This is a genomic window from Providencia sp. JGM181 (assembly GCF_018257375.1).
Classification (GTDB): Bacteria; Pseudomonadota; Gammaproteobacteria; order Enterobacterales; family Enterobacteriaceae; genus Providencia; species Providencia lanzhouensis.
In genome coordinates this window covers 7,010-32,129 of record NZ_JAERJY010000022.1, presented here as the reverse complement: position 1 = coordinate 32,129, position 25,120 = coordinate 7,010, and the positions used below count along the sequence as shown (strand labels likewise).

29 protein-coding genes are annotated in these 25,120 nt (G+C 45.6%); 10 read left to right on the top strand and 19 right to left on the bottom strand.

The window, feature by feature from the left end; all coding sequences use genetic code 11:
- Positions 1-167 precede the first annotated feature (167 nt).
- The gene (gene ubiT, locus JK188_RS05245) at positions 168-692 is read left to right on the top strand and encodes a ubiquinone anaerobic biosynthesis accessory factor UbiT (RefSeq protein ID WP_036949089.1); all 525 of its coding nucleotides are present in this window, start codon (positions 168-170) and stop codon (positions 690-692) included.
- On the top strand, positions 686-1,189 hold the full coding sequence (locus JK188_RS05240; protein ID WP_036949091.1) for a GNAT family N-acetyltransferase: 504 nt from the start codon (positions 686-688) through the stop codon (positions 1,187-1,189). Before ubiT ends, JK188_RS05240 begins: the two co-directional genes overlap by 7 nt.
- On the opposite strand, the gene JK188_RS05235 is transcribed toward JK188_RS05240, so the two are convergent.
- Positions 1,162-1,470 carry a GIY-YIG nuclease family protein gene (locus JK188_RS05235; RefSeq protein ID WP_132496376.1) on the bottom strand — a complete coding sequence of 103 codons (309 nt, stop codon included), beginning with the start codon at positions 1,468-1,470 and terminating at the stop codon, positions 1,162-1,164. The genes JK188_RS05240 and JK188_RS05235 overlap by 28 nt on opposite strands.
- 300 nt (positions 1,471-1,770) lie before the next feature.
- On the opposite strand from JK188_RS05235, the gene bhsA reads away from it, so the two are divergent.
- A complete protein-coding gene (bhsA, locus tag JK188_RS05230) occupies positions 1,771-2,022 on the top strand; it encodes a multiple stress resistance protein BhsA (protein ID WP_154603012.1) in 252 nt (83 codons plus the stop codon).
- 339 nt (positions 2,023-2,361) lie between these two features.
- On the top strand, positions 2,362-2,799 hold the full coding sequence (locus JK188_RS05225) for a YhbP family protein (RefSeq protein ID WP_187129764.1): 438 nt from the start codon (positions 2,362-2,364) through the stop codon (positions 2,797-2,799).
- On the opposite strand, the gene nrdG is transcribed toward JK188_RS05225, so the two are convergent.
- Together nrdG and nrdD are read right to left on the bottom strand one after the other, a co-directional pair.
- Positions 2,796-3,260 (bottom strand): anaerobic ribonucleoside-triphosphate reductase-activating protein, encoded by a 465-nt coding sequence (nrdG, locus tag JK188_RS05220; RefSeq protein WP_108478831.1) that lies wholly within the window; start codon positions 3,258-3,260, stop codon positions 2,796-2,798. The genes JK188_RS05225 and nrdG overlap by 4 nt on opposite strands.
- A 15-nt stretch (positions 3,261-3,275) precedes the next feature.
- Positions 3,276-5,414 carry an anaerobic ribonucleoside-triphosphate reductase gene (gene nrdD, locus JK188_RS05215; RefSeq protein WP_108478832.1) on the bottom strand — a complete coding sequence of 713 codons (2,139 nt, stop codon included), beginning with the start codon at positions 5,412-5,414 and terminating at the stop codon, positions 3,276-3,278.
- A gap of 328 nt (positions 5,415-5,742) precedes the next feature.
- Here nrdD and JK188_RS05210 point away from each other — a divergent pair, with 328 nt between their 5' ends.
- Positions 5,743-6,651, top strand: coding sequence for a LysR family transcriptional regulator (locus tag JK188_RS05210; RefSeq protein ID WP_132496377.1), 909 nt, complete (start codon positions 5,743-5,745; stop codon positions 6,649-6,651).
- Here the strand turns inward: JK188_RS05210 and JK188_RS05205 are convergent.
- The 5 genes from JK188_RS05205 to JK188_RS17980 form a co-directional block, all read right to left on the bottom strand.
- Positions 6,644-7,825 carry an MFS transporter gene (locus JK188_RS05205; protein WP_211886885.1) on the bottom strand — a complete coding sequence of 394 codons (1,182 nt, stop codon included), beginning with the start codon at positions 7,823-7,825 and terminating at the stop codon, positions 6,644-6,646. The genes JK188_RS05210 and JK188_RS05205 overlap by 8 nt on opposite strands.
- A 241-nt stretch (positions 7,826-8,066) precedes the next feature.
- Entirely contained in the window at positions 8,067-8,453 is a 387-nt protein-coding gene (ridA, locus tag JK188_RS05200) for a 2-iminobutanoate/2-iminopropanoate deaminase (protein WP_036949109.1), read from the bottom strand.
- A 92-nt stretch (positions 8,454-8,545) separates the two neighbouring features.
- Complete coding sequence (gene pyrI, locus JK188_RS05195) at positions 8,546-9,010, bottom strand: aspartate carbamoyltransferase regulatory subunit (RefSeq protein ID WP_036949112.1); 465 nt, start codon at positions 9,008-9,010, stop codon at positions 8,546-8,548.
- Positions 9,011-9,020: 10 nt separating this feature from the next.
- Positions 9,021-9,956: an aspartate carbamoyltransferase gene (gene pyrB / locus JK188_RS05190; protein WP_036949114.1), complete on the bottom strand. Its 936-nt coding sequence runs from the start codon at positions 9,954-9,956 to the stop codon at positions 9,021-9,023.
- A 15-nt stretch (positions 9,957-9,971) separates the two neighbouring features.
- Positions 9,972-10,121, bottom strand: coding sequence for a hypothetical protein (locus JK188_RS17980; protein ID WP_165906943.1), 150 nt, complete (start codon positions 10,119-10,121; stop codon positions 9,972-9,974).
- A 163-nt stretch (positions 10,122-10,284) separates the two neighbouring features.
- Here JK188_RS17980 and vapB point away from each other — a divergent pair, with 163 nt between their 5' ends.
- Positions 10,285-10,518 (top strand): type II toxin-antitoxin system VapB family antitoxin, encoded by a 234-nt coding sequence (gene vapB, locus JK188_RS05180; protein ID WP_036949116.1) that lies wholly within the window; start codon positions 10,285-10,287, stop codon positions 10,516-10,518.
- Positions 10,515-10,934: a type II toxin-antitoxin system VapC family toxin gene (locus tag JK188_RS05175; RefSeq protein ID WP_036949118.1), complete on the top strand. Its 420-nt coding sequence runs from the start codon at positions 10,515-10,517 to the stop codon at positions 10,932-10,934. The genes vapB and JK188_RS05175 overlap by 4 nt, the downstream gene beginning before the upstream one ends.
- 89 nt (positions 10,935-11,023) lie before the next feature.
- Here JK188_RS05175 and phnV read toward each other — a convergent pair whose 3' ends face one another.
- The 5 genes from phnV to phnR form a co-directional block, all read right to left on the bottom strand.
- Positions 11,024-11,821 (bottom strand): 2-aminoethylphosphonate ABC transport system, membrane component PhnV, encoded by a 798-nt coding sequence (gene phnV / locus JK188_RS05170; RefSeq protein ID WP_132496379.1) that lies wholly within the window; start codon positions 11,819-11,821, stop codon positions 11,024-11,026.
- Positions 11,822-11,823: 2 nt separating this feature from the next.
- Positions 11,824-12,684, bottom strand: coding sequence for a 2-aminoethylphosphonate ABC transporter permease subunit (phnU, locus tag JK188_RS05165; protein ID WP_211886886.1), 861 nt, complete (start codon positions 12,682-12,684; stop codon positions 11,824-11,826).
- 1 nt (position 12,685) lies between these two features.
- Positions 12,686-13,795 (bottom strand): 2-aminoethylphosphonate ABC transport system ATP-binding subunit PhnT, encoded by a 1,110-nt coding sequence (phnT, locus tag JK188_RS05160; RefSeq protein WP_211886887.1) that lies wholly within the window; start codon positions 13,793-13,795, stop codon positions 12,686-12,688.
- 7 nt (positions 13,796-13,802) lie between these two features.
- Positions 13,803-14,816, bottom strand: a complete 1,014-nt coding sequence (phnS, locus tag JK188_RS05155; RefSeq protein ID WP_211887260.1) for a 2-aminoethylphosphonate ABC transporter substrate-binding protein — start codon at positions 14,814-14,816, stop codon at positions 13,803-13,805.
- Between the two features lie 134 nt (positions 14,817-14,950).
- Positions 14,951-15,658, bottom strand: coding sequence for a phosphonate utilization transcriptional regulator PhnR (gene phnR, locus JK188_RS05150; RefSeq protein WP_154603110.1), 708 nt, complete (start codon positions 15,656-15,658; stop codon positions 14,951-14,953).
- Positions 15,659-15,808: 150 nt separating this feature from the next.
- Here phnR and phnW point away from each other — a divergent pair, with 150 nt between their 5' ends.
- The gene (gene phnW, locus JK188_RS05145; protein ID WP_211886888.1) at positions 15,809-16,918 is read left to right on the top strand and encodes a 2-aminoethylphosphonate--pyruvate transaminase; all 1,110 of its coding nucleotides are present in this window, start codon (positions 15,809-15,811) and stop codon (positions 16,916-16,918) included.
- Positions 16,919-16,920: 2 nt separating this feature from the next.
- Positions 16,921-17,730 (top strand): phosphonoacetaldehyde hydrolase, encoded by an 810-nt coding sequence (phnX, locus tag JK188_RS05140; protein ID WP_211886889.1) that lies wholly within the window; start codon positions 16,921-16,923, stop codon positions 17,728-17,730.
- A gap of 58 nt (positions 17,731-17,788) precedes the next feature.
- On the opposite strand, the gene argF is transcribed toward phnX, so the two are convergent.
- Positions 17,789-18,814 carry an ornithine carbamoyltransferase gene (gene argF / locus JK188_RS05135; protein WP_211886890.1) on the bottom strand — a complete coding sequence of 342 codons (1,026 nt, stop codon included), beginning with the start codon at positions 18,812-18,814 and terminating at the stop codon, positions 17,789-17,791.
- A gap of 162 nt (positions 18,815-18,976) precedes the next feature.
- Here argF and rraB point away from each other — a divergent pair, with 162 nt between their 5' ends.
- Entirely contained in the window at positions 18,977-19,399 is a 423-nt protein-coding gene (gene rraB / locus JK188_RS05130; RefSeq protein ID WP_036949139.1) for a ribonuclease E inhibitor RraB, read from the top strand.
- 95 nt (positions 19,400-19,494) lie between these two features.
- Here the strand turns inward: rraB and JK188_RS17975 are convergent, their stop codons facing one another.
- The 5 genes from JK188_RS17975 to JK188_RS05105 all read right to left on the bottom strand — a co-directional run bounded on the left by JK188_RS17975 (position 19,495) and on the right by JK188_RS05105 (position 24,971).
- Positions 19,495-20,145 (bottom strand): GNAT family N-acetyltransferase, encoded by a 651-nt coding sequence (locus tag JK188_RS17975; protein WP_211886891.1) that lies wholly within the window; start codon positions 20,143-20,145, stop codon positions 19,495-19,497.
- Positions 20,142-20,912, bottom strand: coding sequence for a class I SAM-dependent methyltransferase (locus JK188_RS05120; RefSeq protein WP_211886892.1), 771 nt, complete (start codon positions 20,910-20,912; stop codon positions 20,142-20,144). The genes JK188_RS17975 and JK188_RS05120 overlap by 4 nt, the downstream gene beginning before the upstream one ends.
- A gap of 32 nt (positions 20,913-20,944) precedes the next feature.
- Entirely contained in the window at positions 20,945-21,448 is a 504-nt protein-coding gene (locus JK188_RS05115; RefSeq protein ID WP_211886893.1) for a GNAT family N-acetyltransferase, read from the bottom strand.
- 164 nt (positions 21,449-21,612) lie between these two features.
- A complete protein-coding gene (locus JK188_RS05110; protein WP_211887261.1) occupies positions 21,613-24,483 on the bottom strand; it encodes a valine--tRNA ligase in 2,871 nt (956 codons plus the stop codon).
- Positions 24,484-24,521: 38 nt separating this feature from the next.
- The gene (locus tag JK188_RS05105) at positions 24,522-24,971 is read right to left on the bottom strand and encodes a DNA polymerase III subunit chi (RefSeq protein ID WP_211886895.1); all 450 of its coding nucleotides are present in this window, start codon (positions 24,969-24,971) and stop codon (positions 24,522-24,524) included.
- Between the last annotated feature and the right edge of the window lie 149 nt (positions 24,972-25,120).

Sequence of the window (25,120 nt, the reverse complement as noted above, 5' to 3'; positions counted from 1 at the left end):
ATATGTCCTTATATCGGATAAATAACGATATATCTCTGACTATCTTTACATCTACACATCAATGTTATCTATAATCTTAGTCATTATAGGTATTAAAATTGTCCAAGCGGCTGCTTTAACCTGTAGTTATGCATAGTGGACAGATAATTGATACGGGAGTTAGTACTGTGTTTGGTAAAATTCGTTCTCAACTGATCACTCAAGGCCCTTCATTTTTGAAGTTTCCATTGAAAGTGACCCCATTTGTCGTACAGCGTCAAATACTCGAACAACTATTAAGTTGGCAGTTTCGTGAATCTGTTAAAGAAGGCGAACTCGATTTTCTGGAAGGGAAATGGCTGAAAGTTGAGATCCGAGATTTAGAGCTTGTTTGGTTTATCAGCTTACAAGAGGGTCAGCTGGTGGTACAAAAGCAGGCTGAACCGGATGTCAGTGTCAGCGGCAATGCCAATGATCTGGTATTGATCGCAGCCCGCAAAGAAGATCCCGATACGCTCTTTTTCCAACGTCGTTTGGTGATTGAAGGGGATACTGAATTAGGTTTGTATGTTAAAAACCTGATGGATGCCTTCGAAATTGAAAATATGCCTGCGCCTTTACGCTTTGGTCTATTACAGCTCGCTGATGTGATTAAAACGGTACAAGACAGTGAGGACGCAGAGCATAAAACGCCTGTGTTAACCTCATGCTGATACGTGTAGAAATCCCGGTTGATGCCATGGGTATCGACACGCTATTACGTGAAACCTTCCCAACTGAGGGGGAGGCAGATCTTGTTCAGCACCTGCGTGAAGATGGGTTACTGACCCTCGGTGTGGTGGCAACCAACGATGACGGCGAAGTTATTGGCTATGTCGGGTTTACCCCGGTTGATGTGAATGGTGAAGATGTTCAATGGGTAGGACTCGCCCCATTAGCCGTTAAAAAAGCCTATCAAGGCCAAGGTATCGCGGAAAAATTGGTTTATGAAGGGTTAGATAGCTTAAATGAATTTGGTTATGGGGCTGTCGTCGTTCTCGGTGATGAGGGTTACTACGGGCGTTTTGGTTTCGAACCCGCTTCCAACCACGAATTACGTTGCCAATGGCCAAGTCTACAAAAACATTTTCTTGTCTACGGACTCGAAAACGGTGCAATTGACCAGCATAAAGGCGAAGTCACTTACTCATCGCATTTTGACAATGTGTAAGCCGCTAAATAATGCTGTAAATCATCAGGCTGGTCAGTGACCAGCCTTTCTTTTGCCTGCTTACTCAATTGCTTCACTCGATACTCTAATTGAGATGCTTCAGAACGATCCCCCGCAGTACAATGAAAAACGAGGGTCAAAGGCGATTTACCTTTTAGTGCCTTGGCACCAGTTCCCGCTTCATGCTGTTGAAAACGCCGCTGAACATCGGTGGTGATCCCACAATATAACGCGTTATTTTTCTGCCGAATTAAGTAAAGAGACCAATTTTGCTGTGTCATTTTGTTTTTCTTGTCACTGAATTTAGCATTCTGTGCTGATTTATAAGGAGAATTTAGTTGGCTTGCAGCGAATTTTCTCGCGGATCATAAAGTTTATAACATACTAAATTATAAATAAAAAATGATATAAACCTGTCACAAATTTGTAACCTCAACATAGGTTATTGTTCAATTAATTTGAATAACTATAGCAAAATTAGCTAATTTTCATCTCAGAATAAAGGGCATAGTATGATCCATATCACAGGGAAACATGAAAAAACCCCTGTAAATATCAAACATACAATGAGGAAGTTTACCATGAAAAAATCAACATTATTTGCTGCTGCTTTAGCTTTAGGTGCTGTATCATTTGGTTCAATGGCGGCTGAAGAAGTTAGACAAGCTAGCGAGCCAGCAGTAGGTTATGTGTCTGTAAGTGGTGCTGCAAGTGTAAATGACCTGACTGCACAATTAGCCAAAAAAGCTGATGAAGCTGGCGCAAAATCTTTCCGCGTGATTTCTGCAAGCGGTGAGAATGAGATGAATGGGACAGCAGCAATTTACAAATAAAATTTTTTACTCGTTATACTTCGAGCCGCAGCGTTGTTGGCTGCGTTCACTCCCACTAGTCACATACTAGTGTATGCTTCTAGCGACTCGTTCACTTGCCGCCTAGCTGCAACTCGAATTATTTAGAGTAAAACGTCATAATGACTAAAGTAAAAAGTCACAATGATTAGAGTTAAAAACCTTGAGTTTATGAGATTAAAAATCTAATTATTCAAGGAAATGCTAGAAAGATTTAGCGTATAGTAGTGCGAACTAAGTACAGATAACGTTCAGAACAGCTTAAGCACGCCCAGCCATTTTTATGGGCGTGTTCTGAACGGTCTAACATGGACATTCGCAATGACACCCGAAAACACCTTACAACACATCCAGCGCTATATTGCTCGCCAACACGTTTTTTCTCTGTTTACCTCTCACCAAGATGATATTTGGGCTGCCAGTTGCTATTACGCCTTTGACCGCCAAAATATGCGCTTAATTTTCATGACATCCCCCGATTCTCAGCATGGCCAATTAATGCAGGAAAATCCTCGTGTGGCAGGGACTATCTCCGCACAAACTAAGCAAGTGGGCAAAATTCAAGGTATTCAATTTGTGGGAGAAATTCGCCAATTTGACGGTGAAGAGTCGGATGTGCAGAAAGCATTTTATTGCCAGAGATTTCCAGTCGCCCTAGAGGCGAAGCTGCCGATTTGGCAGCTCCAATTACAGACGGTGAAAATGGTAGATAACACGCTGGGGTTTGGCACCAAATTACATTGGTTGCGTGAAGCTTAACGCAGTCGATGAATAACTTGGTTACTGCTACCGCGCCATAGCAGCGCGGGATCGTACAGTGTCTGTTCGAACTTTCCATCAATCAACGTATTGATCAAACTCACCACTTTTTGCTGTTCTAGTGTCAATTCATCCAATTTATAGCCTGTCCACATCCAGATATCCTTATCTGGGCAGACGGCTTTCACTCGCTTTACTAACGCTAGAATGGCAGGCAAGTTGGCAGGGTGCAAAGGATCCCCCCCTGAGAGGGAGAGCCCTTGGCGGCGAATACGCGTATCCTGCAAATCTTGGATAATTTGGTCTTCCATCTCTTGGGTAAAAGGAATACCGGAATCCACGCGCCATGTGCTTTGGTTATAGCAGCCTCGGCACTGATGAACGCAGCCCGAAACAAATAATGTGCAGCGGGTACCGGGTCCATTAACCACATCCACAGGATAATATTGGTGATAATTCATGGTATTTATCCGCCGTTAACCGAGCTGTCCATTACCCAAGTGCTTGATACGACGCTTTACTTCCTCTTGCTTACCCGCATTAAACGGTCGGGCATCTGGGCTACCTAAATAGCCACAGACACGGCGGATCACGGAAACGCGGTTAGTATCGTGGTTGCCACAAGCTGGGCAGGTAAAGCCTTTGCTGGTACAGGAAAACTCACCGGAAAAACCGCAGTCATAGCATTCGTCGATTGGCGTGTTGGTGCCGTAGTAAGGAACATGCTGATAGCTGTAATCCCAGACATCTTCGAGGGCTTTGAGGTTGTGCTGTAAGTTCGGGTATTCGCCGTAACAGATAAAACCGCCATTGGCGAGCGCCGGGTACGGCTGTTCAAAATCGATTTTATCGTAAGGGTTAACCTGTTTTTCCACATCTAAGTGGAAGCTATTGGTGTAGTAGCCTTTGTCGGTTACGCCATCAATAACGCCAAATTCAGCGGTATCTAAGCGGCAGAAACGGTCACACAGATTTTCGCTCGGCGTGCTGTATAAGCTGAAACCGTAACCTGTTTGGGCTTTCCATTCATCAGTGGCTTGGCGTAGACGATTGACGATAGCGACGGCTTTTTCGCGCAATTGCTCGCTGTCATACACATGAGTTTGCGTGCCAAATAAGGCATTGATGGTTTCGTGCAACCCAATGTAACCCAATGAAATTGAAGCGCGCCCGTGTTTGAAAATTTCCGCGACGCTGTCATTGGCTTTTAAGCGAACGCCGCAGGCACCTTCCATATATAAGATAGGAGCTACGCGGGCTTTGACATTTTCTAAGCGCGCAATGCGGGTCATTAATGCTTTTTTAGCGATGGCTAAACGCTCATCGAGAAGCGCCCAAAATGCCTCTTCGCTACCTTGAGCTTCCAGAGCAATACGCGGTAAATTCAGGCTGATCACGCCGAGATTATTCCGCCCATCGTGAATTTGTTTGCCGTCTTCTTCATAAACACCTAAGAAACTGCGGCAGCCCATCGGTGTTTTAAAGGAGCCAGTGACATCAACCACGCGATCGTAGTTGAGGATGTCTGGATACATGCGTTTGCTGGCGCATTCTAAGGCTAACTGTTTGATATCATAGTTAGGATCGCCGTATTTATGGTTCAGCCCATCTTTGATAGCAAACACGAGTTTTGGGAAAACCGCAGTTTTGCGGTTTTTACCCAGTCCCGCAATACGGTTTTTAAGAATCGACTGTTGGATAAGTCGTGCTTCTTGGGATGTGCCTAACCCAAATCCAAAGGTGACGAAGGGGGTTTGCCCGTTCGCGGTATGCAGTGTATTCACTTCATACTCTAAGGATTGGAACGCATCGTAACACTCTTTTTCAGTGCGACTTTGGGCGTAAGCTTCAGCGTCAGCAATTCCCCATTCTTTGGCTACTTTTAAATGCTTTTCATGACTAATAGCGACATAAGGCGCCAAAATTTCATCAATGCGGTTAATGGTGGTTCCGCCATAAATATGGCTAGCCACTTGGGCAATAATTTGTGCAGTAACGGCAGTGGCAGTAGAAATGGATTTTGGTGGCTCAATTTCCGCATTTCCCATCTTAAAGCCGTTGGTTAACATGCCATCAAGGTCGATAAGCATACAGTTAAACATCGGGAAGAAAGGGGCATAATCGAGATCATGATAGTGAATTTCACCCTTTTCATGAGCAAGTACCACATCGCGAGGCAAAATATGCTGTTTGGCATAATGCTTAGCGACGATCCCGGCTAATAAATCACGCTGGGTTGGGATCACCTTACTGTCTTTGTTCGCATTTTCATTGAGTAAGGATAAGTTGCTTTGCTCAATTAGGCCGCGGATCTCGTGAGTAAGTTGGCTGCGTTTTTCGCGTTCGCTGTCTCTGTCATGGCGGTATTCAATATAAGCTCGAGCCAGATCCTTGTAAGGCCCCGACATGAGCTGGTCTTCGACAGCATCTTGGATCTCAGCGATATCCACTTTTTCGCGATTGCACAACTGCTCAGAGACAACCGTGGCAACTTGCAGACAATAATCATCATCTTTGACGTCCACCGCAGCGGCTGCACGTCGCACCGCTTCTTGAATGCGTGGGAGATCAAAATTGACCTGACAACCATCTCGTTTTATAACCACCGTTTTCACTGTCATACTCCTTATTTAATCCCTCACAGGACTGGCGATAGCGTCCATGATCCTTTATCAGTATGGGGCATCCCTGTGAAAGAAATGTGAATTTTTACTATATATAGTGTCTAGTGAATTAATTAAAGCACAATATGTAGGATATTGCCTTTTTTTAGATGACGGTAATTTGATTTAAAACAAAGAAAAAAATAATTTATATGAATATCAAACGGGCAGGAATTAATTAAATTTAGAGATTGATTTAAGGGTTTGGGAATTTGCTCTAGAATGAATCAATTGAAAAAAAAGCGGCAGGCTAGCAGTTGATGAGGTTAAAAAGCGCATTATGATCCCCATCCATTCACTCACCGGTATTACTGCATTTGTGGCGACGGTTCAATCAGGGAGTTTTACGGAAGCGGCAGAGCGTTTAGGGATCACCAAATCCGCCGTCGGCAAGCGTGTCACTAAGCTCGAAGAACATTTGGGTATTAGCCTATTAATCCGAACCACGCGGGGAATTTCGCTCACGACGGAAGGGGAACGCTACTTTCATGAATGTTCAGCTGCGCTGGATTTATTAGATAAAGCGGGTCAGCAGCTCCAAGAGAATACCCATACCTTGATGGGTAAGCTGCGCCTAGATCTTCCTGCCGCATTTGGGCGTAAATGCATTATGCCTATTTTGATGCAACTGATGGATGAGCAGCCCCAATTGATGCTGAGCGTTTCGTTTAATGAGCAATTTGTCGATGCCCTTGAAGAAGGTCTGGATTTGATGGTGCGTATTGGCCCTTTACCCGACAGCGCTCACCTTGTGGCTCGTCAGTTAACCACACAAAACCAAGTTCTGTGTGCATCGCCAAAGTATCTTGAAAAATACGGGGCGCCTCAGCATCTTCAAGAGCTGGAAAATCATCGCTGCATTGTGGGGATCCGCCAAGGAGCGCCTTTCTATTGGCGCTTATGTGAAGAAGGAACTGTCATCCAGTATGCTCCACGCCCTTTTTATGAACTCGCTGATGGCGATGCGATGCTCCAAGCGGTGCTTCAAGGAAAAGGGATTGCTCAGTTACCATTGTGGTTGGTCGATGATTATCTGAAAAACCAGCAATTACAGCGCATTTTGCCAGAGTCTGAAGGCTATGAAACGCCGATTAATCTATTGTGGCCGAAAGGGCGTAGTATGCCGCCAAAAACACGCTATGTGATTGATATGTTGCTTAAGGCGGCAAAAGAAGGGCAATTTAATTAAGGGAATGGCAAGCGAGTGCTGGCGCCGAATGGGTTAGCTTCACTTTTACCCAAATGCTGATTAATGCCAGGACAGAAAACGCAATTCCCACCCAAATAATGGCAGCCACTCCCGCGTACAGAATCGCCCAGCCTCCAATCATAGTGCCAATGGTAATCCCTAAATTTGAGAATGAAATATACAAGCTATTGGCAAACTCAGGGGCTGAATTGGCTTCTTTCATTAACCAACTTTGGCTGATGATTAAACCGGATGTATGGAAAGCCCCCCATAAAATCACCAACGCCACCATCACTATCGGCTGATGCCCAAAGAGCCAAACCGCGAAATAAATCACTCCGAATAACACGGGATAACGCAGCGTAGTCGCAATTTGGCTGCGCTGTAGAAAGTGGCTAAAAATAAAGTTACCGATATACCCGCTGATGCCGAACACCACCAATAGTGTGCTAGTCACATTGTTCGAAAATCCAGTAATTTTAATCAGATAATCGGCGATATAACTGAAACTTGCGAACATCGCGCTGAAAATCAGTGTCACCGTCAATATGCACAACCAAACAGGCAAACGCTTTAAAATCGCCACTTGTTCACGGACTTTTAGCGGTGCGGTTACAGGAGTAGACGGCACATGAATGGCGATCCCCATAAACGCCAGCAAACTGGTTAAAGCGCCGAACCAAAAGGCGGCAGTCAGAGAAAATGCTTCTGCAATGAAGGCACTGAGGGGTAATCCCAAAACCATCCCCACCGCGACACCGGAAAACACAATGGCCACGCCCTTGGCAGATTTTTCGGGCGGCATGGCATTGGCTGCAAGGTTTAGGGCGATGGCAAAAAAGACCGCATGGGTCAGTGCGGGTAAAACTCTAAACACCAAAATCATATGATAGTTTTCGGTGAGGGCATAAATGCTATTGGAGATAATAAATAGCATCATAATGACCAACAGAACGGTTTTGCGATTAAAACGCCCGAGCAATAGCGTGATAAAAGGTCCTGAAATGGCCACTACCACTGCGTAGATACTGACGAGAAAACCAACTTTTGGCGCTGTGATATGAAGCTGCTGAGTTAATTGTGGTAATAAACCAATCACCGCCACTTCGGTGGTGATCACGCCAAACACAGCCAGTGACAGGCTGAGCAGTAATAAACGTATTTTATTTTGCATATAGGTATCCGCAGGGGCTAAACATTGTCCTGAATTGAATAAGTCATAAAGTGATGTTGCGGATATATCCCGAGGGTTATCGTGACAAAACAGCGAGAAAAAGAGAAGGGCATTTTGGGATACAAAGAATAGCCTAAAAGCGGGTTGCAATTTTTAGGTGAGCAGTTTTTATATGATGAAAAAAAGCCTGCTGACAATGGGTTAGCAGGCTATCAGACTGACAATCTGAAACTGAATAAAACTATTTACGTACTGCGATAGCTTCGATTTCGATTTTTACATCTTTTGGCAGACGCGCAACTTCAACACAAGAACGCGCAGGGAATGGTGCATTATGTTGTTTGAAAAATTCTTCGTAAGTGGCGTTAACAGTACCGAAATCATTTAAATCTTTCACAAAAACGGTGGTTTTTACGATGTTGGCAACGCCCAGACCTGCTTTTTCTAAAATCGCTTTCACGTTCGCCAGTGATTGACGAGTTTGTGCTGCGATATCTTCAGGAACATTACCGGTTTTTGGATCAACAGGAATTTGACCTGAAGTCATAACCATACTGCCTAAATCGACGCCTTGAACGTAAGGACCAATAGCGGCTGGTGCATTTTCGGTGCTGATTTCGTATGACATAATTTCTCCGTTTATCACGTAAAAAAGGGTTTGGACGCTATTATAGACATGGAACGGCATCCACACAAAGACGCAGTCTACGCCTAAATACCTTACTGATTATTGATCACGGCGTCTCTATCGAACTCTTTTTCACAGAATTTGCAGGTTAATGCCACATGTTTCGCGCGTTTTTTAATGCGGAAACTGCTAGAAACCGGCTCATTATGGCTAATACAGTTGCTGTTTGGGCACACCAGCACGCTGTCGATTTGCTCGGGTAATTTTAGGTCTAATTTTTCCACCACTTGATAATCTTCAATACGATTAACAGTAGCTTCCGGTGCATACATCGCTAATTGGTTCGCTTGCTCTGGGGTTAAAAAAGTATTTTCGATTTTGATAATGTCTTTTTTGCCCATATTGCTAGAAGGTAAATTCAGCCCGATAGTGATGCGCTCATCGGTTTTGGTGAGCTTAAACAGCTTCAGTAATTTGAACCCAATTTGAGCAGGGATATGGTCGATGACAGTGCCGCAACGGATGGCTTCAACTTGTAATTTATGGTCGTGTGTCATGGTCTTCTCCTCAGATTGCCAGTTCTTTATTTAATACCAGAGACAGTAGCGCTTGGCGCGCGTAGATCCCATTCCCTGCTTGCTGGAAGTAGTAAGCGTAAGGGGTGCTATCGACATCCACGGTAATTTCATCGATGCGCGGAAGCGGGTGCAGCACTTTTAAATTATCTTTGGCACTGTGTAGGTCTTGGGCGCGCAGAATAAATTGCGCTTTGACGTTGGCATATTCTGATGGGTCTAAACGCTCTTTTTGAACGCGAGTCATATACAGAATATCCACTTCAGGGATCACTTCATCGACATTGTTATGCAGGCTGTAAGTCGCTCCTTTTTCATCCAGAATATTCAGGATATGAGCTGGCATCGACAACACTTCAGGGGAAATAAAGTAGAAGTGATTACCTTCAAACTTCGATAGCGCTTGAGTCAGTGAATGCACCGTTCTGCCATATTTCAGGTCACCGACCATCGCGATTTTCAGGTTCTCTAAGCGGCCTTGAGTTTCTTGGATAGTAAACAGGTCTAACAGGGTTTGGGTAGGATGTTGGTTAGAGCCATCCCCTGCGTTGATAATCGGAACGGAACCTGAGAACTGGCTAGCTAAACGCGCGGCACCTTCTTGTGGGTGGCGCATCACAATCGCATCAACATACTGGCTGATAACAGAAATAGTGTCTGCGAGAGTTTCGCCTTTTTTACCTAATGAGGTATTGGCGCTATCGGAGAAGCCGACGACAGATGCCCCTAAACGATGAATAGCGGTTTCGAATGACAGACGGGTACGCGTCGATGCTTCGAAGAAACAGCTGGCGATTACCTTATGCTTCAGAAACTCAGGTTGAGGCTGCTGTTTTAATGAAGCTGCCACCTTAAGGACTAATTCAAGGTCAGTTTTATCTAAATCGTTAATTGAGATTATGTCGCGGTGATATAACGGATTCGGCATCGTGATTCTCCTGTATCAGCAAGACTTGCTATCTAGTAGGCCAAAAAAAAGCCCCTCAATGAGGGGCTTTTTTATCAATACGGCGGGGAAAAACAGGCTGTCCTGACCGCGTGATGGCAGTGCGGTGTCGGTGTTCTCTTTCAAAAATAGAGCAGCAGCGTTCATGGTTTCTCCCGGCAAATTGTGGCGCATTATACGCGTGTGGCATAATGACGCAAGCGTTTGCGAACAGAAAAATGAAATTTTTTGTTTTTAGCATATGTTGACATATGTATGAGTGGGCATATACTCAACATATGTTTATTCTTTCGGCATTTAAGGAGGAATTATGGTAACTAAAATTGTTGCTGTATTTAAAAATGGTAATAATCGCGCAGTTCGTTTACCTAAAGATATTGATTTTGAAGGTGTAAATGAATTAGAGATTAGTCGTGAAGGGAATCGTATTATTCTTCGTCCAGTTAAACCTAATTGGCTATCACTAAGAGATGAAGATAAAGCAGACAAAGATTTCTTACTTGAACGTGAAGACGTGATTGAAGATGGAAGGATAGTTTTGTGACAAAACTCTACATGCTTGATACCAATATTTGCTCTTTCATTATGAGAGAGCAACCCATGTATCTACTACAGAAACTGCAAGATTGTGTTATGCATCGACATTCTATTGTTATTTCTGCGATTACTTACTCAGAAATGCGCTTTGGTGCGATAGGTAAGAAAGCCTCGCCTAAGCATAATTTTTTAGTCGACGCATTTTGTGAGCGTCTTGATGGGATTCTCGCTTGGGATAAAGATGCGATTGATGCAACAACTGCAATTAAGAAAGCATTAACCGAAGCAGGAACGCCTATTGGAAATAATGACACTGCAATAGCCGGTCATGCATTAGCAACTAACTCTATATTGGTAACTAACAATACCCGAGAGTTTTCTCGAGTTTTGGGATTGAAACTAGAAGATTGGTTGCAGCCATAATTATTAAATTAGTGTTTAATTTATTGGATATAGCCATTACGTTTATAAAGCCCATTTAGGGCTTTGTTTTTATATTATCTTTTCGCTACTTATCTCTGCCCCAATCTCTTTGCCACTCTCTCTAACTTCATCATCAACAACAGAGTGATCGCGACTAGGACGATGGTCAGTGCGGAGCCGTCGGCGATATTTCCGCGGTCAGTAAGGCTGAAAATTGACACTGGCAACGTTGCCCAGCCAGGGGGATACAGCATCATTGTGGCGCCCAACTCGCCGAGGGACAAAGACAGACTCAAGGCGACAGCGGAAATCATCCACGGCATCAACAGCGGTAGGGTGACATGGCACAGGCGATACCACGGGGAAGCGCCTAAACTGAATGCCACATTCTCAATATCCGCGGAAATGCGGGTTAATCCTGTAGAGACATTGCTGAAGGTGAACGCTGAAATCAAAACAAAATGGGCGGAAAAAACAATCCAGAAGGTGCCGTTCATCTGCAAATAACCTTGGCTAAATGCCACTAAGATCCCCAATCCAATTGAAACCGATGGAATAGCACTCGGTAAATAGAACGCGATACCCAGATATTTTTGTACTCTGGCGCTATGGCGACGTAAGGCTAGGGCTGCCCACAGACCGCAAAATAGGGCAAACAAACTGGCGCAAAAGCCAATAATCAGGCTGGATAGAATTGCTTCCCATGCAGGTCCTTGAAACGCATTCACAAAATGTTCGAAGGTAAAGCCGGAGGGCAAAATACCGTTCCATTGTCGGCTAAAGCTGGACATTAAAATCATCACTAATGGCAGCAAGAACAAACAAGAAAACAGCGTGATGGCGATGGCGGTTGAAATGGCTCGCCCAGTTTTAGACCAAATTAACATGGTTATTTTTTCACTCCGAAACGGGTTGTTGCCATGCGATACAGGCTAAATAGCCCCACAGACAGCAGAATATTAATTAGCGCTATCATGCACGCGACACTGTAATCAGATTCTAGAATCGCTTTGCTGTAGACCATCATCGGCAAGGTATTTACCCCTTTTGCCCCGATAAACAGCACGATGCCAAATTCGTTGGTGGTCAGTAGTAGGCACAAGCTGCCACCGGCGAGTAATGCAGGAAGCGCCGCAGGGAAAATCACTTGGCTGATAACGCGGGCAGGGTGTGCCCCTAAAATGCTGGCGGCTTCTAACTGGCTCTTATCGATTTGGCGCAATGCCGCCATAAGAGGGCGCATCACGAGCGGAGTAAAGACGGTGATCTCCGCCAAGATCACGCCATTAATCGAGTACAAAAAGTCCACGGGGGGCAGTTCAAAATCAAACAGCGCCATTAATGTGCCATTAAGTAACCCCGCCGAACCATAAATAAAGGTAAACGCGAGAGTGATCAAAAAAGTCGGGAGTGCGATAAAGGTATCAATGACTTGGGTAATAAAACGGCTTCTAGGAAAAGGAATAAATACCAAAATCAGGGATAGAACCGAGCCAAGCACCAAGCAACCGAGAGTGGCAAAAAAGGCAATTTGTAGCGTATTAAATAGCCCGCTAATAAACCGACGAGATTCAATCACTTGCCAGAACGTTTCTAAGCTTATGCCGCCAGTGGGGCTTTGAATGGCTTGCTCGCCAATCAGCATCAGCGGGTAGAAAAATAACGTCGCTAGAACGAGCAGCGGTGGCACTATCCAATAAAACGGTTTTAGGTTTATGGATGATGGCTTAGACAGGTTGATAGCCGACATATTATTCCTCAATCAACACAGTATCGGAGGGAGAAAACCACAGTGTGAGTTTATCTCCGGCTTGCGGTAACGGGGATAAATGGGTAACAGCGACCGTCACCTTTTCTCCCGCAACATCACACAATAAATGGGTAATGTCCCCCTGCCAGCGGATGGATTGTAAGGTGGCATGTAACTGGTTTGAGGTATCTGCTCGTGGGGTGAGGCTAATATGTTGCGGGCGAATACAGATTAATTTGTGGCTATTGTGCTGCATTCCTTGGGTTTGCGCTTCAATTAGCGTTCCGCCACAGCTCACACTGACTTGGGCAGGTACGGAAGAAAAGCCCAAGGCAGTTGCCGACAAAATATTGGCACGGCCTAAAAACTCGGCGGCAAAGCGGTTAGGTGGGCGATGGTACAGGGCATTTTTCTCCCCGTGTGCCACCAAATAGCCATCTTTCATGATGCCAATTTTATCCCCTAACGCGAGCGCTTCAGTTTGGTCATGGGTGACGTACAAAATGGTCAGCTCAGGTAATTCGCGGTGCAGTCTTGCAATCTCTTCCACCATATTATGGCGAATTTGCGCATCGAGGGCAGATAGCGGCTCATCGAGTAAAAGTACTCGTGGGCGAACAGCTATAGCGCGGGCGATGGCAACACGCTGCTGCTGTCCACCGGATAACTGATGCGGGTAGCGGGAGGCATAGTCGCTCATACCGACAATGTTTAATGCCTCAGCCACGCGCTCTTTGATCAGCGCTTTAGGCTGTTTTTGGGCGCGTAAGCCAAAAGCAACATTATCTTCCACTTTCATATGGGGGAAGAGGGCATAGTTTTGTACTACCATGCCCAGCCCCCGTTGATACGGGGGAAGGTGGGTGATGTCCGTATCACCCATTAAAATGCGTCCACTATCCGGTTGTGCAAAGCCTGCAATTGACCGTAACACGGTGGTTTTACCGGAGCCTGAAGGGCCAATCAACACTAGTATTTCGCCAGGTTCGATGGTCAGAGATAACGGTTTGAGTACCACATTGTTATGGTAAGAAACCCGCAGAGATTCCAGCACAATACCTGAATGGTCAGTGCGCTGGCTTGGTGTTTCTATCTTTCTTTTCATCAACATAACTCACTTACTCGCTTTCAGTCACTTTGTGCCAACGGGTAATATCGTTCGAAAGAGACACTTCAACATCGTCCCAATTCGGTTGCCACGTTTTGACGCCTTTGAGGGTTTCAGTGGCTTTATGGAATTGTGGATCGTTTGGCGTCAAATCTGAGCGTACCGGCATTCCCCATGACAGTTCGCTAACGTGGCTTTGGGCTTGTTTGTCTAACAGAAAGTTAATCAACTTTTTGCCATTTTCAGTTTCAGGACCGTTATTGACTAAGCCAACCACATAAGGCAGAACCAGTGCGCTGCGTTCGCCTTTTTCATCGGCTGGCCAAAAGATTTTCACGTTCGGATTTCGTTCCATTTGAGAAAGGTTCATTTGTAGATCGCCGTTTGCGACGTACAGCTCGCCTTTGTTCACTAACGCGGTTAATTTCCCTGTTGAGGCGGATGGACCGACGTTGTTGGCTTGTAATTTACCGAGGTAATCAAAACCGGCTTTTTTGCCACCGAAGCTATGGAACACTTGCAGCATGACGGCGGTACCATCTCCCGCTTGTCCTGGTGTGGAATATTGCAGTTTATTTTTAAAACGGGCGTCGAGGAGTTCATTCCACGTTGCTGGTGGAGCTTTGAGCAGTTTGTCGTTATAGATAAAGGTCAGATAGTTATTCACGATGGGGGTGTAGTACTCCGTTGAATTAGGAATACTTACCGCAGAATCCGGGGTGAATTTTGCCAGTAATTCGGTTTTAGCGGCACGTTGGATAAACGGAGGAACGGTGACGAGCACATCCGCTTGTGGGTTAGTGCGTTCTTTGGCTAAACGCTCAACGATGGCACCGGAGCCGCCTTCGACGTACTGCACTTTAATCCCTGTTTGCTGAGTAAAGGCATCAAACTGAGCTTGATACCAGCTGTTATTGCCATCATGAAGACCATCTGCGGAGTAAACCGTGACGACAGGGGCTGCCAAAACTGAGGTCGAACCTAGGGTTGCAAGGAGCAATGCGGCAAGAGGGGTAGGCTTCATTTTACGTTTCATCTCCAGATCTCCAGTTAGTCGTTAAAGTTATCTGGTATATACCAGTGTTTTTACGCTAACGGGTTTATGTGACAGAAAAATGAAATCTACCGAGAAAGCAAAAATTTATTTTGAAGTGAAAGTTAGAGGGTATCGACCTCGATGCGTAGACTATCATGACGCCAATATTCCACATCATAATCCAGAATTCGCCCATGCTGATCGTAGTTTAAACGTTGCAATAGCAGGGCTGGGCGACCAACTGCAACCCCTAATGCACTGGCCGCCTGCGGTGGCATAGCGGTGGGATAAAACGATAAATGCATACTGGTATAAATCAACCCGTAGTGCTGCTCATACACTTCGGTGAGGCTGCCATTCAAATCATGGCTTAATAGCTCAGGTACGCGAGCGGGAAGACAGTGGTTTTCGCTGTAGCAAACGGCGCGGTCGTCTGCATAACGCAGGCGAGTGAGTAGGTAGATTTGTTCGAAAGGCTGCAATTGCAGTGGCGTCATGGCTTCGACAGGCACGGTGACAACTTTCCCTTCTAACAGCTTAGTTTTGGGCTGGCGGCCTTGTTCTAAACACAGTTTATGGAAGTTGGTATTTTGCGTTGGGTCGAGCCATAAACGCTCGGGAGTCACAAACCAGCCTCGGCGCTCAGAACGGTAAATTGCACCGCTAGATTCTAGCTGTGCCAAGCTTTCTCGAATAGTGACGCGAGTGGTATTGAAGATGGCACACAGTTCGCGCTCAGAGGGCAGTTTATCGCCACTTTTCAGTGCGCCGCTCTGAATTCTTGCTTGTAATTGAGCTTTGATAAGAAGGTACTGTGGCTGTTCATCCATCGATAATGTATCCGTTTTTCGTCGCAAAATTTTTTATCCATTATACACGCCAATATGAATTTTTTGTTGCAGGGCGTCTTTTCCTTTGACCTTCTTGTTCATCTGCCGTCATTATAATATCAATCTGGTATAGACCAATGGTGAATTTAAATGACAATGAATCAATATCTGCTGTTAACACCGGGACCTTTGACCACGTCGCAAACCGTGAAAGAGGCAATGCTGTTTGATAGCTGCACATGGGACGATGATTACAACTTAGAGGTAGTGCAACGTATTCGCCAACAGCTAGTTGAATTAGCGACAATCCAAACGGGGTATACCAGCGTATTACTCCAAGGGAGTGGGAGCTACGCCGTGGAAGCGGTGTTGGGTTCAGTACTTGCGCCGCAAGATAAAATCCTGATTATCAGCAATGGCGCTTATGGGGCGCGAATGGCAGAAATGGCGCAGTTAATGGGCATTTCACACCATGTTTATGATTGCGGTGAAGTGGCTAAGCCCGATGTGGCAGTGATTGAGCAGCTTCTACAGCAAGATAGCCAAATCAGCCATATTGCGATGGTGCACTGTGAAACCACCACCGGAATTTTGAACCCGATAGAGCAAGTGGCGGTATTAGCCAAGCGCTATCAAAAACGCTATATCGTGGATGCGATGAGCAGTTTCGGGGGGATCCCACTGGATGTGGGGGCACTGAATATTGATTTTCTGATCAGCTCGGCCAACAAATGCATCCAAGGGGTACCGGGGTTTGGGTTTGTGATAGCTCGTACCAGCGAACTGGAAAAATGTGCGGGTCGCTCGCGTTCGTTGTCCCTTGATCTGTATGCACAATGGCGCTGTATGGAACAATATCACGGGAAATGGCGCTTTACTTCCCCAACTCACACAGTACTGGCTTTTGCTCAAGCGCTGAAAGAGTTAGCCCAAGAAGGTGGCGTGAGCGCCCGTTTCCAGCGTTATCAGCAAAATCAGCGCAAGCTGGTGGAAGGTATGCGCCAGTTAGGATTCCGCACATTATTAGACGATAGCCAACAATCGCCGATTATCACGGCATTTTATTCGCCAGATGCCGACGATTATCAATTTAACCAATTTTATCAGCAGCTCAAAGCCCAAGGATTTGTGATCTATCCGGGGAAAGTCTCAAAGAGCGATTGTTTCCGTATTGGCAATATTGGGGAAGTGTATCTGCACAATATTGATGCGCTATTGGTGGCAATTAAGAATGCGATGTATTGGAAAAATAAGGATTAATCATGAACCGTATTGAAGCTGTTATTTTGGATTGGGCAGGAACGACGGTGGATTTTGGCTCTTTTGCACCGACGCAAATTTTTATCGAAGCATTTAAAGTCGCGTTTGATATGGATATTACACTGGCGCAAGCTCGTATCCCGATGGGATTAGGAAAATGGCAACATATTGAAGCGTTAGGAAAATTACCAGAGATTGATGCCATGTGGCAGGCAAAGTTTGGACGCTCAATGACCAGCGAAGATATCAATGCTATCTACCAAACGTTTATGCCGTTACAGATTGCCAAAGTTGTCGATTTTGCAGCACCAATCGACGGAGTTGTCAGCACGATTGCAACGCTGCGTGGGCAAGGGATCAAAATTGGTTCTTGTTCAGGTTACCCAAGGGCGGTGATGGAAAAGTTGGTTCCAGCAGCCGCGAAGTTGGGTTATCAGCCCGATTATTGGATTGCCAGTGATGACCTAGCGGCTGGCGGACGTCCGGGGCCGTGGATGGCGTTGCAAAATGTAATTGAATTGGCAGTTAATTTTGTCTCCCATTGTGTGAAAGTGGATGATGCAGTGCCGGGTATTGAAGAGGGACGTAATGCGGGAATGTGGAGTATTGGGCTCGCTATTTCGGGTAATGAATTTGGTAAAACGTGGGAGGAATATCAAGGCATGAGCCAAGAAGAAATTTCCCCATTACGCCAGCAAGCGGCGGACAAACTGTATGCGGCGGGCGCCCATTATGTGATTGATACGCTATCGGATCTTCCTCGTGTGATTGACGAAATCAACGCGAGATTGGCAAACGGTGAAAGACCGTAGCGAGACTTAAGTCTCCATTCAAACTGACCAAGTAGGGGGGCCTACTTGGTCGGTAGATTTAGAATATATTTATCGGTAATTCAGGCGCAATTGTCGCTACCATCACCGCTTTAATAGTGTGTAGGCGGTTTTCCGCTTGGTCGAAAACGATACTGTAAGGGGATTCAAACACCTCTTCCGTCACTTCCAGCCCGCCATAAATATTAAACTCTTTGGCAAGCTGAGCGCCTAATGTGGTGTCTTCATTATGAAATGCTGGCAGGCAGTGTAAGAATTTCACCTCTGGGTTGCCAGTTAGTTTGACCACGTCCATATTCACTTGGTACGGTTTCATTAAGGCAATGCGCTGAGCCCACACTTCCTTCGGTTCTCCCATCGAAACCCAGACATCGGTATACAGAAAATCAGCGTCTTTAACGCCTTCAGCCACGTTTTCAGTCAGAATAATTTTTCCGCCGGTGGTTTTAGCGATTTTCTGGCACTCTGCAACTAATTCAGCCTCTGGCCAGCAGCTTTTCGGTGCCACTAAACGTAGCTCCATGCCCGTTAACGCAGCAGCTTCTAACATGGAATTTCCCATATTGTTCCGCGCATCCCCGAGGTAGGCGAATTTGATGTCAGAAAGCGGGGTATTGGGTTTATGTTCTTGAATGGTGAGCAAATCGGCTAATAACTGTGTGGGATGGAATTCGTTAGTTAATCCATTCCAGACAGGCACTCCCGCATGCTGCGCTAATGTCTCGACGGTGCTTTGCGCGTAGCCCCGATATTGCACACCATCGTACATCCGCCCCAGCACTCTGGCGGTATCTTTCATGGTCTCTTTGTGCCCAATCTGGCTGCCTGATGGTCCAAGATAGGTGACTCTCGCCCCTTGATCGAAAGCACCCACTTCAAATGCACAGCGCGTCCGTGTTGAATCTTTCTCGAAGATCAGCGCAAAATTCTTACCCGATAATAAAGGTGGCTCAGTGCCAGATTTTTTGGCAGATTTTAGCCAAGCGGAGAGTTTTAATAATGCATGAATATCGTTAGAGGTAAAATCCAATAGTCTTAAAAAATGCTTTCCATGTAGGGAGTTCATAAATCACAGCCTTTTATAATTGAATTAATATTCAATTTATATTCATAAAAATTCAAAATCAACCCCTCATGCAAAAGAAATTATTTTATTAGGTATGGTTTCACCTTCGACCCTATGGGAGAATGAGCCGGAGACTAATACCACGGAACAAGGGGTGTGGAGATGGTAGATAAAGCTGAATTTGATGCGCAGTACGAAGAAACTCGCCTGATCATTGAAGAGTTACTGGAAGATGGAAGTGATCCTGATGCGCTGTACGCGATTGAGCATCACTTCTCTGCGGACAATTTTGAATTGTTAGAAAAAGCGGCTGTTGAAGCATTCAAACTGGGTTATGAAGTGACTGATGCGGAAGAACTGGAAATTGAAACCGGTGAAACCTTGATGTGTTGCGATGTGATCAGCGAAAGTGCGTTAAATGCAGAATTGATCGACGCGCAAGTTGAGCAGTTAATGAAATTAGCAGAAAAAATCGGTGTGAACTACGATGGTTGGGGCACCTATTTTGAAGATCCAGACGCAGAATATGATGATGAAGACGGTGACGACGAAGGGGACGATGAGTCCGAAAATCGCGTTCACTAATTGATTTTTCAAATTTCAATAGCGGGTAATATCGCTGAATTGAAAGATAAGAAAGCACTGATTGAGAATATCGTCAGTGCTTTTTTGTTTTTATATCAAGATGCTAACTCTTTCACCATATAGTGCCAGCCGTAAATATCCATATAGCGTAATGTCGTGCGAGAGGTTTCATACTTTTCATCGATATAGCCACGGCGCAAATAAAGTTCCCTTGCCTTGGTATTCAAATCAGATACATACAAAGAAACTCGGGTGAGCTTGGGATCTGCGGCTGCTTGGGTTTCAATGTGATCTAACACGCGATTACCAATTCCCATACCTCGCAACTTATTATCGACACATAAGTAAGAAAGATAGGCTGTGTCTGCTCTTGGTTTGTGTACAAATAACTGGAAAATGCGCCAAATTTTCATAAAGCGGAAAAAACCTGCTTTACGCAGAATCTGTATTAATGGTGCGGGGGTAGGTGCTTGTTCTTGAATGCGTTTTACGCCATAAGTCATGCCATAAACGGCGACTAGCTTGCCATTTAATTTAACCTGAAAGTGTCTATCATAGGGGTCACTCAGACCGCGTTGCCAAAATAGAGATAACACCCCCTGACGCAGGGCTTCTGGCATATCGTGAATGGTTTTAAATTTAGAAGAAAAGGCTTCATAAAATAGCGTGTTAGCACTATCAATGTTTGCTTCCTCTAAAGGTTCAATGACGAGCGGCTCGTTATTGATCATTGAGTTCATCATCATGATTTCACCAATAAAGGGTCTGTGTGCTCAAGCGTAAATATCATCTCAGGGGAGTTCTCTTGAAAAGCATTGAGTTGCCAGTCTCCATAGAGATGACGAATCTTTAAATCGCAAGATTCAAGGGCCTGAGTAATGTCGCTAAGTGTCGGAAAAGCAATATCCGATTCGGCTCGGTATATGGAGCCATTCTCACCTTGCTGGTAGAACGTTTGATAGCGAACAATGCCGTTCTGTTCGGCAACATCGTTCCAAAGAATGACTTCGCCAAATTCTTGGGTCGAGAGTGATTCACGAGATAATTCAGGCGTCCACTCTCGCCACTCTTCAACCGTGGGATTGCGGCTATCAAATACAATCGTGCCATCAGCGGTGAGATGTCGCTGCATGGTTTGCAATGCGGCAATGCGCTGTTCTTGAGTCAAAAAAACCTGAAAGGCGTGACCAGATAAAATGATCAAATCAAATTTTATGTCCAGACAGAGCGCCTCAGCCGTGCTGTTCACCCAACGAACGTGATTGGTTTTTTGTTGAGCAATATCCAACATCGCTTGCGCGGGATCGACACCGACCAACGTGGTGTGTGGATATTGCTCCGCAATGGCGGTGAGTAACGTGCCAGTACCGCAGCCTAAATCCAAAATATGAGATGCTGAAGAGGCTAGCTGAAGGTATGCCGCGTAGTCTGCCCGCTGCAAGCTGTTATCTAAATCATAGAAGCGAGCGAGCTTGGGATCTTCATAAAGGGCGTCTTCATACTGTGAGATCATTGGCTACGGTATCCTTTTATTGGGTAGCGGGGCTATAGCGCTTTTAGCATACGAATTTCGCAGTCACTATGGCCCGTATTGCCTAATGGTTCGTCGATAAAATCGAAGCCCAGTTTTTCATACAATTTAATGGCAGCTTGTAACTCTTTGGTGGTTTCCAAGTAACAGCGGGTATAGCCTTGCTGCTTAGCAAATTCCAAAGACATTAAGACGATTTGCTTGGCTAAACCTTTTCCGCGCAGTACAGAAGAGAGATACATTTTCTGTAATTCAGCGGTGTGTTCATCTCCACCGGCGACTTGTGAAATGCCGCCACCGCCAACCACTTTACCGTCCATTTCCACCACCCAGTACGCGCTACGTGGCTTGCTATACACTTCATACAACGTATCTAAAATAGGATCCGCGACCGCAAAACCTTTATCGGCGGTGAGGCCATGTTCAGCGGAAACTTCACGAATAACAGCGGCGATCCCTGGGTTATCTTGAGGTTGAATTAAACGAACTTGAACAGTTGAGGTTGTGTTTGTTGTCATGAGAATATCTCTTTCTATTTGTATTATTTATATTTTTAATTGCACTATTTACTGGTGCAATATTTATGATATTGAGTATCTTCCTAGGCTTTTCAATACTCGGAATACAAAAAAGCCCTAACTCATCGGCGACGAGTCAGGGCTAGAGATTTAAAGCTTAATGATTATAAAGAGGCGATGGTCACTTTTTGCGCTTCAATCTTCGCTTTCGCTTCGATATTTTCCGCTAAACGCGCACGCTCTTTCTCAACCACGGCAGCAGGAGCACGGCTCACAAAGCCTTCGTTTGCCAGCTTGCTTTCGATGGTATCAATTTCTTTCACCACTTTTTCCAGCTCTTTATCTAAACGAGCCAGCTCAGCGTCTTTATCAACCAGACCTGCCATTGGGATCAGCACTTCAGCGCCTGCCACTAATTTAGTCACAGAAACTGGGGCTTCTTCGCCTTCAGCCAGCACGCGAATGCTTGCTAAGCGTGCCATTGAACGAAGGAAGTTTTCGTTCTCAGTGACACGGCGAGCAACATCCGCAGAGTTGCTACGCAGCATGACATCCAATGGTTTACCCGGAGCGATATTCATTTCTGCACGAATATTACGTACAGCTACGATGGTTTCTTTAATCCACTCTAAATCGCTCAGAGCCAGCTCATCTACTTTCGCCGCATCGAACTCTGGGAATGCTTGCAGCATGATGGTGTCAGCTTCAATACCTTTCACCACTTTCACGCGCTGCCAGATGGTTTCGGTGATAAATGGAATGATTGGGTGAGCCAGACGCAGTAAGCCTTCCAGTACTTCAATCAGGGTGAAGCGTGCCGCACGAACTTGGGCTTCATTACCTTTATGAACCGCAGGTTTAGACAGCTCTAAGTACCAGTCACAGAATTCATTCCATGTGAAATCATACAGAATACCCGCTGCGATATCGTAACGATGAGTATCTAACGCTTCACGGTACGCTTTCACGGTTTGGTTGAACTGCGCCATGATCCAGCGATCAGCCAATGAGAAGCTCATTTCGCCGCCGTTTTGACCGCAATCTTGACCTTCGGTATTCATCAGCACAAAGCGGCTCGCATTCCATAATTTATTACAGAAGTTACGGTAACCGGACAGACGTTTCATATCCCAGTTGATATCGCGACCCGTTGATGCCAGCGCCGCTAAAGTAAAGCGTAGGGCATCAGTACCGTGTGCTTCAATACCGTCTGGATACTCTTTACGAGTACGTTTAGCAATTTTCTCAGCCAGTTGTGGCTGCATCATGTTGCCAGTACGTTTTTCCAGTAAAGCTTCTAATGAAATACCGTCGATCATATCCAGCGGGTCGATAACGTTCCCTTTGGATTTAGACATTTTCTGACCTTCTTCATCGCGGATCAGACCTGTCATATACACGGTTTTAAATGGAACTTGTGGCTCGCCATTTTCATCTTTGATGAAATGCATGGTCATCATGATCATACGGGCAATCCAGAAGAAAATAATATCGAAGCCGCTGACTAATACATCCGTTGGATGGAAAGTTTTCAGCGCATCGGTATTTTCTGGCCAGCCTAAAGTTGAGAATGTCCACAGACCGGAAGAGAACCATGTATCTAATACGTCATCATCTTGACGCAGTGCCACATCGGCACCTAAGTTGTTTTCGCGGCGAACTTCATCTTCATCACGACCCACGTAAACATTGCCTTTGTCGTCATACCAAGCTGGAATACGGTGACCCCACCATAATTGACGAGAAATACACCAGTCTTGGATATCACGCATCCAAGAGAAATACATGTTTTCGTATTGGCGCGGAACGAATTGGATACGACCATCTTCAACGGCTTTGATAGCGTCTTTTGCTAAAGGCGCGGTACGCACGTACCATTGGTCAGTCAGCATTGGCTCGATAACCACGCCACCACGGTCGCCGTAAGGTACGGTTAAATCGTGAGGTTTGACTTCGACCAGTAAACCTAATTGTTCAAATTCAGCGACGATAGCTTTACGAGCTGCGAAACGCTCCATGCCACGGTAGGCTTCTGGAATTTCGCTGCTGTAATCGGTGCATGGGTTGCCGTTAGTGTCGAACACTTCCGCTTCATGACGAACGTTACCATCTAAGTCCATCATGTTGATCATGGTCAGTTGGTGACGTTTACCGACTTCGTAGTCGTTGAAGTCATGGGCTGGAGTGATTTTCACGCAGCCGGTGCCTTTTTCCATATCGGCGTGTTCGTCACCCACGATTGGAATACGGCGATTGACGATTGGCAGAATAATTTCTTTGCCAATTAAATCTTTATAACGTGGATCTTCAGGGTTAACAGCCACACCGGTATCACCCAGCATGGTTTCTGGACGCGTGGTTGCAACCACTAAATAGTCTTTCCCTTCAGCGGTTTTCGCGCCGTCAGCCAGCGGATAACGCAGGTGCCACATAGAACCTTTAACTTCGCGGTTTTCAACTTCCAGGTCAGAAATTGCGGTGTGCAGTTTCGGATCCCAGTTAACCAGACGCTTACCGCGATAGATTAAGTTTTCTTTGTACATACGAACGAAAGCTTCTTTAACGGCTTTAGATAAGCCTTCGTCCATGGTGAAGCGTTCGCGATCCCAGTCAACGGAGTCGCCTAAACGGCGCATTTGTTGAGAGATAGTGCCGCCAGATTCTGCTTTCCATTCCCAGATTTTGTCGATGAACGCATCACGACCGTAGTCATGGCGGTTTTTACCTTCTTCAGCCGCAATTTTACGCTCAACCACCATTTGAGTTGCGATACCCGCGTGGTCAGTACCCGTCTGCCATAGGGTATTTTTCCCTTGCATACGCTGATAACGGATCATGGTATCCATAATGGTTTGTTGGAAGGCGTGACCCATATGCAGGCTACCCGTAACGTTCGGCGGTGGGATCACGACGCAGAAACTGTCTTTTGAGGTATCACCGTTCGGACGGAAGTAACCGCTTTTTTCCCAGTGGGTATACAGGGACTGTTCGATTTCCGCTGGGTTATAAGTTTTGTCGAGGGATGGCTCGATCATTGCGTTGTCTGGTTTCTTTTCCATTTTTATCTTTGTGTTCAGTAAGTTGGCGGCGTCGCCATGGTCAAATTGAAGCCGACGCTCCGGTAAATTTTATACCGGTCACGCGCCAACTGTTTTAAAGTTTCATCGATAGGCACGAAGTCTATCACTTCATGGAAAGCCGTTGCAAAATCTGCGAATTGGCTTTGTAAATTAATCAGGATATCGCGAGGTGTATTGCCGCGTTTATTTGGCCAGCAAATTTCGATTGGCGAACCATAACGAGGACCTTCCCCCGCCAAATTGTGAGGTACAAACTGGTGAGGATCCCGTTGCCAAAGCGCCTCATCCATTTTTTCCGCTTGCAGCTGATCCTCGCAGGCAATCAGAATGCGTTTTCCGTTGCGCCACGCTTGTGCAGCAAGTTCACAAGCGAGCCATTCGTGGGCTTCGTATTCCGCTTGTGGGGAGGGCTGTTGGAGTTGGTAGAATGTACCTTTTTTCATATACCCGTCTGTACCCGTCATACTTCAATTTGTAGGGGTGTTGGCTACGTTCTCTCGCCTCGGTCACATACTTATGTATGCTCCCAAGGTCTCAATCACTTGCCGCCTACCTACAAACTGAATTATCTAGGGTATAACCGTAAACTGTC